The sequence below is a fragment of the Lysinibacillus sp. CD3-6 genome, from assembly GCF_006351725.2.
GTDB lineage: Bacteria > Bacillota > Bacilli > Bacillales_A > Planococcaceae > Lysinibacillus.
Genome location: NZ_CP085880.1, coordinates 2,580,001 through 2,593,091, shown reverse-complemented (window position 1 = coordinate 2,593,091; position 13,091 = coordinate 2,580,001). Strand labels below are relative to the sequence as shown.

The 13,091-nt window shown below is 34.0% G+C and carries 14 protein-coding genes; 10 read left to right on the top strand and 4 right to left on the bottom strand.

What is annotated here, in order from left to right; all coding sequences use genetic code 11:
* Window positions 1-62 precede the first annotated feature (62 nt).
* The 3 genes from FH508_RS12620 to FH508_RS12610 all read right to left on the bottom strand — a co-directional run bounded on the left by FH508_RS12620 (window position 63) and on the right by FH508_RS12610 (window position 3,455).
* Entirely contained in the window at window positions 63-263 is a 201-nt protein-coding gene (locus FH508_RS12620) for a cold-shock protein (RefSeq protein ID WP_010859201.1), read from the bottom strand.
* A gap of 369 nt (window positions 264-632) precedes the next feature.
* The gene (locus FH508_RS12615; protein WP_172771656.1) at window positions 633-1,259 is read right to left on the bottom strand and encodes a response regulator transcription factor; all 627 of its coding nucleotides are present in this window, start codon (window positions 1,257-1,259) and stop codon (window positions 633-635) included.
* Between the two features lie 3 nt (window positions 1,260-1,262).
* Window positions 1,263-3,455 carry a sensor histidine kinase gene (locus FH508_RS12610; RefSeq protein WP_172771655.1) on the bottom strand — a complete coding sequence of 731 codons (2,193 nt, stop codon included), beginning with the start codon at window positions 3,453-3,455 and terminating at the stop codon, window positions 1,263-1,265.
* A 213-nt stretch (window positions 3,456-3,668) separates the two neighbouring features.
* Here FH508_RS12610 and FH508_RS12605 point away from each other — a divergent pair, with 213 nt between their 5' ends.
* The 3 genes from FH508_RS12605 (at window position 3,669) to FH508_RS12595 (ending at window position 6,083) form a co-directional block, all read left to right on the top strand.
* The gene (locus tag FH508_RS12605; protein WP_139860736.1) at window positions 3,669-4,589 is read left to right on the top strand and encodes a hypothetical protein; all 921 of its coding nucleotides are present in this window, start codon (window positions 3,669-3,671) and stop codon (window positions 4,587-4,589) included.
* A 141-nt stretch (window positions 4,590-4,730) separates the two neighbouring features.
* Entirely contained in the window at window positions 4,731-5,708 is a 978-nt protein-coding gene (locus tag FH508_RS12600; RefSeq protein WP_228134065.1) for a thymidylate synthase, read from the top strand.
* Window positions 5,709-5,882: 174 nt separating this feature from the next.
* The gene (locus FH508_RS12595; protein WP_172771654.1) at window positions 5,883-6,083 is read left to right on the top strand and encodes a hypothetical protein; all 201 of its coding nucleotides are present in this window, start codon (window positions 5,883-5,885) and stop codon (window positions 6,081-6,083) included.
* Between the two features lie 45 nt (window positions 6,084-6,128).
* Here FH508_RS12595 and FH508_RS12590 read toward each other — a convergent pair whose 3' ends face one another.
* Window positions 6,129-6,686, bottom strand: a complete 558-nt coding sequence (locus tag FH508_RS12590; protein WP_172771653.1) for a hypothetical protein — start codon at window positions 6,684-6,686, stop codon at window positions 6,129-6,131.
* A gap of 159 nt (window positions 6,687-6,845) precedes the next feature.
* Here FH508_RS12590 and FH508_RS12585 point away from each other — a divergent pair, with 159 nt between their 5' ends.
* The 7 genes from FH508_RS12585 to ureA all read left to right on the top strand — a co-directional run bounded on the left by FH508_RS12585 (window position 6,846) and on the right by ureA (window position 13,081).
* Window positions 6,846-7,610 (top strand): hypothetical protein, encoded by a 765-nt coding sequence (locus FH508_RS12585; RefSeq protein WP_228134064.1) that lies wholly within the window; start codon window positions 6,846-6,848, stop codon window positions 7,608-7,610.
* Window positions 7,611-7,823: 213 nt separating this feature from the next.
* Complete coding sequence (locus FH508_RS12580; protein WP_172771652.1) at window positions 7,824-8,030, top strand: thymidylate synthase; 207 nt, start codon at window positions 7,824-7,826, stop codon at window positions 8,028-8,030.
* Between the two features lie 124 nt (window positions 8,031-8,154).
* Window positions 8,155-8,565 carry an Rrf2 family transcriptional regulator gene (locus FH508_RS12575; RefSeq protein ID WP_172771651.1) on the top strand — a complete coding sequence of 137 codons (411 nt, stop codon included), beginning with the start codon at window positions 8,155-8,157 and terminating at the stop codon, window positions 8,563-8,565.
* A 75-nt stretch (window positions 8,566-8,640) separates the two neighbouring features.
* Entirely contained in the window at window positions 8,641-9,270 is a 630-nt protein-coding gene (locus tag FH508_RS12570; protein WP_172771650.1) for an NAD(P)-dependent oxidoreductase, read from the top strand.
* A gap of 152 nt (window positions 9,271-9,422) precedes the next feature.
* Complete coding sequence (aspA, locus tag FH508_RS12565) at window positions 9,423-10,841, top strand: aspartate ammonia-lyase (protein ID WP_172771649.1); 1,419 nt, start codon at window positions 9,423-9,425, stop codon at window positions 10,839-10,841.
* A 246-nt stretch (window positions 10,842-11,087) separates the two neighbouring features.
* A complete protein-coding gene (locus FH508_RS12560) occupies window positions 11,088-12,335 on the top strand; it encodes a methyl-accepting chemotaxis protein (RefSeq protein WP_172771648.1) in 1,248 nt (415 codons plus the stop codon).
* Window positions 12,336-12,778: 443 nt separating this feature from the next.
* A complete protein-coding gene (gene ureA, locus FH508_RS12555) occupies window positions 12,779-13,081 on the top strand; it encodes an urease subunit gamma (protein WP_172771647.1) in 303 nt (100 codons plus the stop codon).
* Window positions 13,082-13,091 lie beyond the last annotated feature (10 nt).

Genomic DNA, 13,091 nt, shown 5'->3' with positions numbered 1-13,091 from the left:
TGAAAAGAGACATCCATTAAGGATGTCTCTTGTAGTTTGAACTGTTAATTCTTGAAAAAGAATTAAAGTTTTACAACGTTTGTAGCTTGAGGGCCACGGTTACCTTCTTCAACGCCGAATTCTACTTTTTGTCCTTCTTCAAGTGTTTTGAAACCTTCAGATTGGATTGCAGAGAAGTGTACGAATACATCGTTTCCACCTTCTACTTCGATGAAGCCAAAACCTTTTTCTGCGTTAAACCATTTTACTGTACCTTGAGTCATTTAAAAAACCTCCAAAAATAAATTCAACAATCATATTCCTTCATTCTGTATAAATAAACACATAATCAGAAGATCCCAAAAACACGTTACTATTGAATACGTGGTTTCATTGTTTACGATGAAGTAATTTAATTATTACTTTCATTATATAACAGATTCATACATTTATCCAGCAAATGCCGTTTTTTAGTAAGAAAAAATTACATAATATTGTTTCTAAGTATAAGGATAAACCCATTTACTGAAAGAAAAGAGGTATAAAGAACCTATTTTGTTAATAAAAAACGATAAAATGAATGGATTTTAAACCTTTATCACATTATTAAATACTATGTAATTTTATGCGAAATTTAAGGTATCATAAATGACTCAGTCAATCCATGCTTTTTCCTTCGCAACAATTACCGCCTCTGCACGTGATTCCACTTGTAATCTGACAAAGAGTTTTGATAAATAATTTTCTACAGTACGCTGGGTAACGCCAATTGCAGAGGCGATGGCTTTATTTGTACAACCTTGTGCTACAAGCTGTAAAATTTCTTGTTCTTTATGACTTAGTAACACTTCCTGTTTTGCATTAGAACGATTCGAGTGTTGTTTGACAAAGTCCAAAAAATCAGAGGATAATAAAATCTCGCCGCGTAAAGTAGCTTGAATTGTTTGAATGACTTGTTCTTTTGTAGCAAGCTTTGATAATAGACCGTCCACTTTTTTTTCAATGAGTAGCTCGTAATAATCGGATAATTCGTAGCCTGTATAAAGGATAATGAGAGCTTCAGGCTGTTTTTTCTTAATCATTTCAGCAAGTTGAATTCCGTTTATTGGTTTCATATTAATATCAATTAAAAAGAGCTGAAATGATTGAGCCTCCATTCGGCAAGCGACATTAGCACTTTCTTGCTCTGTTTCAATATGAACGTTTTCCAAGTCTTGTAATAATGTTTTCGTTCCGTCTAATACGACAGGATGATCATCTACAATCAATATTTCAATCATTTTTTATGGTTCCTCACATTCCTCTTGAATTTGAATAAAGACATGCATGCCATCATTTGGTTTGGAGGTAATGGTCATTTCTCCGTTAAACGCTCGAACACGTTCGCGAATCCCATTAATGCCCATAGAAGCGGATGATTGCATTAAATCTTCAATATTACAGCCGATTCCATTATCGTCGTATTGGAGAACAAAACCATTATTTATCGCAAATAGTTTAAGTGAAACTTTTGATGCATCAGCGTGTTTAATCGCATTATTAAGCAGTTCTTGAACTAGCCGATAAACGACTAAATGTAAAGTTGCATCTTGAAACTGAACACGGTCAATTTGAGTATTCAATAGAAAGTTAGCACGAATTTTTACTTTTTGGACAAGTTTTTTTAAAGCCATTTCTAAACCAAACGTATCGAGTAATGGTGGGCTTAGATTTTCACAATACTCACGTAAATCTTTCGTGGCATTAATAAGCTGCTCTCGAATGTTTAAAACTTTTTTTTCTTCGATAATAGGGGAGCTTGCGATAACATCTAATTCCCTCGCTAAATGAAGCTGCTCCTGTAAAATAGTGTCATGTAACTCTTGGGCAAGGATACTTTTTTCTTTTTCAATAATATTCCATAATAATTTATCGAGCCAAGGAAGTTGGGTGTTATTTGTGTCTTTCATGTGTTGAATATCGCGTACTAAATCTTCGATATGCTTTAAATTGTCGATAAACATAGAGACATATAAAGCAAGTAACTCCAACCAAAGTAGCTCTTCTTTTTGTAGAGTGTGTCTTATCCGAATAAGAATCTTTTCATCCACTGTATCATGGATAAGGAGTTGTGTCATTTGGTTCTCAATTTGGATGCCACCTTGTGGAAATTGAACATCTTCGGTTATTGTTTCAAGGGTAAATGCTGTCGTACCAAGTTTCTCGGTAATTTCACTTTTAAGCTTATTAAGTAATTCCTGTTGATTTTTTGCATTACCAATCCGATTAACTGCAGCATATAAATTATGTACATAATCACCAGAAGACGAAAATATAATTTTTCGATGTTTAAAATCAAGTTGCTCTTTTATATAGAAGCTTGTAATAAAGCCTACGAAAAGCACGAAAAATACAACAATTAACATTGCAATTGTAAGCTGTGAAAATAGCAATATTGCTAAGACTGTCGTTATGATTAGTGAACTAAAAAAGGCAAGGGATGAATAGTAGCGAAATCGTGATAATTGGTACTCAATATCAAACAATCGTTCATTTAACTGAATGAATATAAAAGAAAAAGGAATAAACAAAATAAATAAAACACTTATTTCGGGCTGTATGATTGTATTATTACCTAAAATCTCAGGTACAACAAATAATAGTAAAAAAGGCAAAAATGGAATAATACACGAGATGGCAATTAATCGTATTTTTGCTAACCGTGTTCGTAAATAACTAGTGAGCAATATAAAAGTAGCGTATAGAATTAGTAACGCAAATAAACTGAGTGTAATATTAGGTGTGATATTACTAAAATGTGGCACAAATAATTCAATGACGTAACAAGAAGGTATGATGACTAACGGAATAAAATAGAGCCACTTTGTATCAAAATATGACCATTTAATATGTAAATAGCGAAAATATTGTTGTAAAAAATGAATGATTAATACTAAACATAAAACGATACAAATACCATTTACGATCATACCAATTCCATTCCCTCGACTTGAAGCACCTGTGCTCGTATAAGCTAAAGAACATGTTAAAAGAAATAGCATAAGTAACTTGGTGATGAAATTGTCTTTATTATGCTGCCATAAGTAGAACGCAACACCAAAACAAAGCATGAAATAAAACATCGGAAAAACTATATGCGTATAAAACTCTTCAGGAAGCTCTCGATGCAATACTTTAATTGTATGTACTGTGCCGTCTAATTTTAAAATCGACAGTTCATTTGCGCTAGGAATATATGTATCTTGTTGGAAAGATTTAAAACCTTTCGCAGATTGTTGATCGATGCTCAGGATAATGTCTCCTCGTTCAATATTTTGTTGTTGAGCCCAACTTGTATAATAAGGATCAATTATGACAGGTAGCTCATTGGACGTATCGACTGAAATGTTAATAAAAGGGGCACGGATGGCAACAACAAGTACATAAATGCCAATAAGTAAGTAGGTTATAAAAATACTAGAAGTTAATTTGTGCATAGTATATCCTCTTTATTTTTCATAATCATTATGAAAATGCCTCGTTTCATCAATAAGTATCAACTATATTATCCCTAATTTTTGGGTTTTTTGGAATACCGAAAGAAGACGTTTCGGAAAACCACTAACATTTTTTCGGAATAACGAAATAGTATTTTCGGTAAAAGCTGTGATAATGTGAATCTAGCTTGTGTGAAGGAAAGGGGAGCCTACATGAAAAGATGTGTGCTAACACTAATCCTATTATTCTTAGTCGCCATCTCAGTGTATCCGATAACAACAATGGCTAAAACTATTGTTGAAACGCCAGTTGAAGTGGATATTTGTATTATTGGAAGTGACAATCATTTTGTTTATAAAATTCCTAAACAGCTACATAACAATACGCCATATAATGAGATGAAAAATGATATCGAAGCCTCTTTAGCAAATCATTGGAAAGTGGAAGGTGCACATTTTGAAACGAATCAAAAGGATGTTGCCTATACATTTTTTATCGGAGATTTGTTTCAAGAAAAACAAGATGGTCAATTGAAATTGTCAATACCCTATCGCACGTTAGTTGGCATGTTTAGTGAAGATGAGTCTATTCAATTGCGTATTATGGCAAGTAAATTAACAAATTGGCAAATCAATGCTAAAGAATGGTCAACATTTGGATTTGTCCAACCACTAACATATTTGAGTGAACGTGAATACATCTATAATGGTGCAGTGAATGAACTGTTACAGCAACGCGTTGCCCATTTCGATGGGGCAATTGAAAAACAACAAATGATTTTACGCAGTATTATGTATTTTAGCTTTATTATCGTGCAAATTTTTGCCTGCTTGATTTTATCTAGACGTTTGAAAAAACGAATTCTTCAGCATCCAGAAAATATGCATCAATTTAGAAAACTAAACTACTTATATCAACTCATACCGTTGTTAATTGTTATTGCTCAAATTACTTTCTTAGTGATGTCTGGATTACTGACTGCATTTGGACTCTTTTTTAGCCCTGGTATTGATTTGTTATTTATTGTTGGTCCTATCCTTGTATCAATTATCCTGTTACCGATGTTTTTCGTTGCTACAGAAAATGAAATTTCTAGAGAATTACACGATAAAACATTGGGTTCAGACATGTAATTAGTTTGTTAAAGAGAAGTAGAAAAAAATAGCAGATTTTAATGTTGGAGTTAAAATGTCGTTTCTTTTTATTTGAGCGTTCATTTACTACCGTTAGATGGTATAATGTTCAACAGCATATTTGAAGGAGCTGGTGACAAATTGACGCATCCAGAAACTGCGTATTTAAACTTACTACAACATATATTAGAAAATGGAGTTAAAAGGGACGACCGTACTGGAACAGGCACATATAGTGTCTTTGGCTATCAAATGCGCTTTGATTTAAGTAAAGGATTTCCACTATTAACGACAAAGCGTGTTCCATTTAAACTTGTAGCAAGCGAGCTTCTTTGGTTTATTAAAGGCGATACAAATATTCGCTATTTATTACAAAACAATAATCATATTTGGGACGAATGGGCATTTAAAAAATGGGTAGAATCCGATGAATATAGCGGTCCTGATATGACTGATTTCGGCAGACGTTGTCTAATGGATGAAGCGTTCAATGCGTTATATCAAGCAGAGTTGACATCGTTTTGTGACCGCATTGTACAGGATGATGATTTTGCGAAAAAATACGGAGATCTTGGCAATGTTTATGGCAAGCAATGGCGTAATTGGACAACATCAAATGGGGAAAGTATTGATCAATTACAAGATGTCATTCACCAAATTAAACATAATCCAGATTCACGACGTATTATTGTGAATGCTTGGAATCCTGAAGATGTCATTAATGCAGGTGCAAAGGGGAGTAAAGCTGCTTTGCCACCATGTCATGTCATGTTCCAATTTTATGTAGCAAACGGGAAGTTAAGCTGTCAATTAATGCAAAGAAGTCTTGATACATTGCTTGGTTGTCCATTCAATATTGCTTCCTACGCATTATTAACACATTTAATTGCCCATGAATGTGGGCTTGAAGTTGGCGAATTTATTCATAGTATCGGCGATGCGCATATTTACGCAAATCACATAGAGCAAGTGAAAGAACAGCTCTCACGTGAGCCACGGGAACTACCAACCTTGAAAATAAACTCAAATAAAACGTCAATATTCGAAATAGAACTTGAGGATCTTTCCATCGAGGGCTACAATCCACATCCAGCAATTAAAGCACCAATTGCGGTTTAATAGAAGAAAGCAGCAACCAAAATGGTTGCTGCTTTTTTGAATAGTCGAATAAAATCGATCCATCTATTGAAAGAAATAGGAAAGAAGTCGGATGGTTAAGTAATGGTTCGTCTATTATAGTGTTAATGGTATTAATAGGAATATTTTCTAATTAAATGTTTAGGGGTGGCTGTGTTGATAGAAAAAGTAATGCTTCAAACGACAAACAAAGCAAAAGTTCGTCGGTTGAGGAAAAATATACAAGAACCAGCATCGTTGGAAAAAGAACAGCAGACTCAACACGATAGCTTAAACATTTCAACAACTTTAACACAAGAACAATTAGTGAAAATGATGCAAATAGTTGAAGAAATACGGCTGAATGGCTATAAATAGCTTGAAATGTAAGCGCCTTCCATGATTGAAATAACGCTCATAATCTTAACCATGTTTCGAGTAATCATAAATGACTTCTCCAGTTTTATCATAAAAAGTAAACATTGCTGGGAAAGTATCTTCTACATTTTCAGGTAGTTTAAATGTTTTCATAAATGGAGCGACTGTATCAACTTCAATTTCTTTTTCGAAATTCTTCCAGTTTGGTGTCAATTTGATTTTGGCAACATTACTGTCTAGTTCGTGTACATATAGTGTGCCATAGTTGCCTTTATTTGTTTTATGTTCTCGATAAGTTACTGTGAGATCTGTTGCTAAATAAATAAATTTAAGTTTACCATTCCAACCTTTATTAAAACGTGCATGACCATATTTACTATCGTTAATTTTCAATTGTACTAGCCACATATTGGTTTCTTCTATTCGTTCAAAATGCATTATTTGTATGCTACTATCGATAAAATCCTCTATAAAATCTTTCACTGTCGTTTCGGATGATTTTAGATGATAGTCGTTATAATAAGCATTTCCGTAAATGAAAAGTCCTAATAATAGTAATGGTGAAAATGAGCATATTACGATTAACAATAATTTGATTTTCATACTAAATATCCTCCTTTTTTATAGAAAATCCTTTTACTGATTTTTTTTATAATTTATCATTTAAGTATGAAAAAAAACAAGGAGGAAACCAATATAAAAAAATTATTTTTTATCTTTATTATGATTATTTTCATAGGATTTAATTTGGGAGAAATTCAAGTGAAAGCAGCTTCTAATTTAAATGCAGAGCAAATAGAACATCTTGAGTCTCTTGGTTTTACTCAAGAAGAAATATTAAACATGCTCCCAGAAGAAATAAATAAAAATTTAGAAATAGATGGAGAAGTTGTTGCAACTAGTACAAAATTTTTAAAAGTGATAGAAAATGATATTTTTAATGAGGAAGATTTAATCAATTTAATTATCGAACTTGATGAGGAGACTTATTTTAAGGAAGTTCAATTACAAGAAGAGAAAGAAAATAGGGGCTTTTTTTCTAATAAATCTATTGTAAAAAGGAATACGCTACATAAAAAAGATATTGATAAAAGTACAACTTCATATAAAACAGTTACAACAACTATAGTTGCTTTAGAAGCAAAGAAAAAATATCGAGTAAAAACAGCTATTACATGGCATATTATGCCGAAAAATAGGAAAATAGATGTGATAGGGACAAGTATTAACAGTGCCTTCTGGTCTCCTACTCCTGGTTCACAATATGGACAGCAAAGTTGGTCTGTAAGACATTCATGTAATAAAACGAAACATTTAGTAAAAACTTATTCTAGCAGTAGTAATTCTTGGACAAAAGGTCCAACTGGTTATCCTTTAAGTATTGATTTACCTGATGATATTATGAAATCTTATGCATGTCATAGTGAAAAAGTGTTAACTTTATCTGCATTTTCATATTTTACAGTAGATAGATTAACTTCTGCAATTCCAACTCAAATAGATGCATTTGGTAAATATTTGCACTAAGAATCCGTTTGGCAAATTTCTCCTTCTATTAACTTTACCTCTTGGTCATTTGGAGTTTCAGCTAGTCAGTCCAGTAAATTTACAGAAGCTACGACACATGCAAAAGTAATATTTTAATAAAAGCCTTCCCTAGGCGAGTATAGAGACTCAACTTAATTAACGCTATAAATCCAAGCACCTTCTAAGCTATAATGGCTAAGGAGGTGTTTTTAAATGAACGTATTTTTTATTGAAACGATTTCAGGGATGGAACTTTTACATATAGTGTCACATGATGTGGCTGGTATACTCGCTGCAGCTCAAGGGGAGAGCGTGACGTTTCCTGTTGGCCATTTTAAATATGAATTTCATAACTTAGATTTTTATGAAGAAAATGGGCAAATCCAACAAGAGCTCGTTATTTATGTGTCAAAAATATAAGAGGGGTAGTTAGATTTCTCAACATGTATTGTGTTCAGTAAGAATGAACAGGTTATGATAAGAGCAAAATACTTGTGATTATCTCAACCTGTAACTATAATAGTTACAACAGGTGGTGATTCATATGGTGAATAGTCGATTCTCGGTCGCTATCCATATACTTTCGCTCATTGCTACAACATCTGATAAAAGTCAGCTAACATCTGATTATATTGCTGGTAGTGTCAATACCAATCCAGTAGTCGTGCGACGAATGATCGGTGTATTAAAAAGAGCTGGTTTGTTAACATCGCAGTCAGGAATTGCAGGCTATGGGCTCGTTTTTGAACCAAAAGATTTGTCGTTATTAACTATTTATCGTGCAATTGATGGTCCTGAACAACTATTTGCAATTCATGATGAGCCAAACCCAGCATGTGCGGTTGGTCGAAAAATTCAGCATACGTTAGAAGCCGTTTATATAGATGTTTGGCATGCAATGGAAAAACAGTTACAAGCACAAACGTTACAAGATGTGCTAGATCAACTTCGTTAATGTAAAACGAGGTCGGTCTTACTGTGATTAACCTGTAACTAAAATGGTTACAATAGAATTGAGGAGGAATTTAAAATGAAAATAGGGGTAATTGGAGCAACAGGGAAAGCAGGACAAAAAATAGTAGAGGAAGCATTACAACGTGGCCACGTTGTAACTGCTATTGTTCGTTCAGCTTCCAAAGTAAAAGAAGATATTAAAGTGATTGAAAAAGATGTATTGAATTTAACACAACAGGACGTTCAAGACTTTGATGTAGTTGTGAATGCTTTTGGGGCACCTTTCGGACAAGAGGCATTGCATGTGAAAGTTGGTCGTCATTTAATTAATATTTTTAATGGCATTACAACAAAACTATTTGTTGTCGGTGGGGCAGGAAGCTTATTTGTTGATCCAGAGAAAACTATTCGAGTTATGGATACACCAGATTTTCCGGAAATGTTCTTTGCAACTGCAAAAAATCAAGGTGAAAATTTAACTGATTTACAAGCATCCAGTATTACTTGGACATTTTTAAGTCCGTCTGCGATGTTTGATCCTGAAGGACCACGTACAGGTAGCTACACTACTGGGAACGATCATCTATTAGTAAATGCATCGGGTGAAAGTTATGTCAGCTACAGTGATTTCGCTATTGCTGTATTAGATGAAATTGAAAATCCGCAAAATATTAATAAACGTTTTACTGTTTCTTCAACGAAATAATAATGCTACCGAGCGTACGAATTGCGCTCGGTTTTTGTTGATTATCGTCAAAATTAAAAAAAAACTTTTGCATTATGGCGAACTGACTGTTTACAAGACGGCATTTATTAGCTACTATCAGTGTGAGTATTACTTCAAAGGAGACGACAATAATGTCCACACAACGTATAGAAAAAGATTTTTTAGGTGAACGAGTATTACCAGGAGAAGCTTATTATGGGATTCAAACGCTTCGTGCAACAGAAAACTTCCCGATTACAGGTTACACAATTCATCCAGCACTTATTAAAGCAATGGGAATAGTTAAGAAAGCTGCTGCGCTAGGTAATATGGAAGTACACCTATTATCAACAGAAATTGGAGAGGCAATTGTCAAGGCTGCACAAGAAGTCATCGATGGTCAATGGGATGCAGAGTTTCTAGTAGACCCAATCCAAGGTGGTGCAGGCACTTCTATTAATATGAATGCAAATGAAGTTATTGCGAACCGTGCACTTGAAATTTTAGGTAAAGCAAAAGGCGACTATCAAACGATTAGCCCAAACAGTCATGTTAATATGTCACAATCAACAAATGATGCCTTCCCAACAGCTATTCATATTGCTGTTTTAAATTTGATAGATGAACTTCTTGTTACAATGGAAAACATGCAAGCTGTATTCCATCAAAAAGCAGAACAATTTGCACATGTCATTAAAATGGGACGTACGCATTTACAAGATGCAGTACCGATTCGTTTAGGACAAGAGTTTGAAGCATATTGTCGTGTAATTAACCGTGATATTGTCCGTATTCGACAAACACGTCCAAATTTATATGATGTAAACATGGGGGCAACTGCTGTTGGTACAGGGTTAAATGCTTTCCCAGATTATATAAAATCAGTAGACGAACATCTTGCTGAAATTTCTGGCTTGCCATTAAAAGGTGCTACACATTTAGTAGATGCTACACAAAATACAGATGCATATACTGAAGTGTCAGGTGCACTTAAAATTTGTATGATTAATATGTCTAAAATCGCTAATGATTTACGATTGATGGCATCTGGTCCACGTGCAGGTTTAGGTGAAATTATATTACCAGCACGCCAACCAGGATCATCTATTATGCCTGGTAAAGTAAACCCTGTTATGCCAGAAGTGCTTAACCAAGTAGCATTCCAAGTAATTGGTAATGACCATACGATTTCTTTAGCATCTGAAGCTGGTCAATTAGAGTTAAACGTTATGGAGCCTGTTCTTGTCTTTAACTTAATTCAATCTATAAGCATTATGAATAATGTTTTCCGTGCATTTACTGAAAACTGCTTAAAAGATATTGAAGCAAATGAAGAGCGCATGAAGGAATATGTAGAAAAAAGTGTTGGTGTCCTTACTGCAGTGAACCCACATATTGGCTATGAAGTAGCAGCACGTCTTGCACGTGAAGCGATTCTTTCAGGACGTTCGATTCGTGAGCTTTGTATTGAATCAGGTGTTTTAACAAAAGAACAATTAGATTTAATTTTAGATCCTTATGAAATGACACACCCAGGTATTGCTGGTTCTAGTATGATGAAATTAAAATAATATTGTACGTCCTTTGCTATATGTATAATATGTATAGCGTTGATAGAAGGCATCAGGAGTGAACTCTTGATGCCTTTTCTTATTGAAAGACATATTTTTAAATTTTTTTGAAAAAAGTCAGCGGAGTAAATTGTCCTCAGCTTTTTTTCATTTCTTAAATAAAAAGTAGGCGTTTTTCTGTGATTATTAGACTAAATCAACTATAATAATGGTATTATAGTAATATTATAGTTGGGGGAATTTAGTATGAGTTTGCGAAAAAAAAGCATTATCGGTTTTTCGGTATTAAATTTAATTATGATGGTTGTATTAATTATTGATTTGGCCAATTTAACATCTTTTGCTTGGCTTTCTACGATTTTAACAATCATTGGTATTTCGATTACTTTATCTTATATGTTCTATGTCAAATATAAAGTAATTCTACCAATTAACCAATTATCAAATGCCGCGAAAGCGATTACAATTGGGGAATTTGATTCAGTTACAATTGCTACAGATGACAAAAGTGAGATATCAGAGTTAGCTAAAGCCTTTCATGAGATGAAAGAACAACTTCGTACGATGACGCAAACAATTGCGAACAGCTCGACAGATTTATCTGCAAGTATTGAGGAACTTTCAGCAAGTACAAATGACATTACGATTGCTGTAAAAGAGGTAGACCATCAAATGGAGAAGACGTCAACTGGATTAAAACAAGCTGCACAATCTGCTAATAATAGTGCTATTGCGATGCAGCACACTGTAGACGGCATTGAACGTATTACAACTGCAACACAAGGTGTTTACGACCATGCTAAAGAAGCAAATGATATCGCAGGAAACGGAGCAGAAATATTGCATGTTGCGAAAAAACAAATGGAGTTTATATCTTCTTCCACAGATAAAACGAGTGGATTAATGCAACAGTTAACAAATAAAATGACAGATATTAAAGCAATGACAGAAATGATTACAACTATTAGCGATCAAACGAATTTACTAGCTTTAAATGCTGCAATCGAAGCTGCACGAGCTGGTGAACATGGCAAAGGCTTTGCGGTAGTTGCAGAGGAAGTTCGTCATTTAGCAGAGCAATCTAAACATTCAGCTACTCAAATTGTTGATCTTGTAGTAGGCATTGAAAGTGATACGAAACAAGTTGCTGTAGCTGTTGAGGAAGATTTAAAAAATGTCCAACAAGGTGTTTATGTTATTGATGAAGCAACAAAATCTTTTGGCAACATTTCAAATCATGTGAGCCAAATGACGAATCAACTCGAAGATATTTCGACTACTGCCAAACATTTATCGGGCAGTGCAAATGAGGTAGCCACATTAGTAACCAATATTGCTGGTGGTATGGATAAATTATCTCATTACACGGAAGCGGTGTTACAATCGATGGATGAGCAAACGGCATCTATGCAAGCAGTCAATCAAGTTTCACAGGAGTTAACGATTCAGGCGGATGACTTGCAAAAGGTTACAAATCGATTTCAAGTAGTTTAATGATTAGACGAGAAATTTTGCGTCAATAAATACTTCTTTAAAATAAAAATATAAGTTTTTTAATATAATTTTTTAGATGTTTCAAACACAGACATAGTAGGCTGTTTCACAAAAGTAATTTATTTTTGTGAAATAGTCTCTTTTTTTTACTTTTTATTCAGAAAACTTGTAAGTTGACAGACAAATAAAAATGTTGAATTTTTTAATATTGTTTCTTATAATAGACTAACTGTTACCTCTTCTAACACACTTCAACTATTGCAACCCGCATTCGCCGGGTCAACATGTCACTTCTATAACCTTCGCAAATCCCAGCGAATTCATAACTTATATGAAAAAACAAACTGTAAGTAAAACTAAATTGTAAGAAAATTGAAAGTCCATATTTTATCTAGAATCATTATAGAAAGATAATTCTGAATTTTTGAAAGAGAGAGATTGGATTGAAGCTATCACAAGTAGAACAAGAAAAATTACTCCTCCATGTGGCAGGAGAACTTGCGCTGAAAAGAAAAGCGCGTGGATTAAAGCTGAATTATCCAGAGGCTGTAGCACTTATAAGTAGTTACATTATGGAAGGTGCTCGAGATGGAAAAACCGTTGCTCAATTAATGAGTGATGCAAAACATGTTCTAACGGCAGAAGATGTTATGGAGGGTGTTGGCGACATGATTTCCGATGTACAAGTAGAGTGTACTTTCCCAGACGGAACAAAGCTTGTTACTGTACACCGTCCTATTCAGTAAAGGAGGAATT

Bases quoted from the DNA above. Each gene is read 5' to 3' on its own strand.
- aspA (WP_172771649.1), top strand. From the start codon at position 9,423: ATGTCCACACAACGTATAGAAAAAGATTTTTTAGGTGAACGAGTATTA.
- FH508_RS12560 (WP_172771648.1), top strand. From the start codon at position 11,088: ATGAGTTTGCGAAAAAAAAGCATTATCGGTTTTTCGGTATTAAATTTA.
- FH508_RS12570 (WP_172771650.1), top strand. From the start codon at position 8,641: ATGAAAATAGGGGTAATTGGAGCAACAGGGAAAGCAGGACAAAAAATA.
- FH508_RS12620 (WP_010859201.1), bottom strand. From the start codon at position 263: ATGACTCAAGGTACAGTAAAATGGTTTAACGCAGAAAAAGGTTTTGGC.
- FH508_RS12610 (WP_172771655.1), bottom strand. From the start codon at position 3,455: ATGCACAAATTAACTTCTAGTATTTTTATAACCTACTTACTTATTGGC.
- FH508_RS12575 (WP_172771651.1), top strand. From the start codon at position 8,155: ATGGTGAATAGTCGATTCTCGGTCGCTATCCATATACTTTCGCTCATT.
- FH508_RS12615 (WP_172771656.1), bottom strand. From the start codon at position 1,259: ATGATTGAAATATTGATTGTAGATGATCATCCTGTCGTATTAGACGGA.
- FH508_RS12590 (WP_172771653.1), bottom strand. From the start codon at position 6,686: ATGAAAATCAAATTATTGTTAATCGTAATATGCTCATTTTCACCATTA.
- FH508_RS12580 (WP_172771652.1), top strand. From the start codon at position 7,824: ATGAACGTATTTTTTATTGAAACGATTTCAGGGATGGAACTTTTACAT.
- FH508_RS12605 (WP_139860736.1), top strand. From the start codon at position 3,669: ATGAAAAGATGTGTGCTAACACTAATCCTATTATTCTTAGTCGCCATC.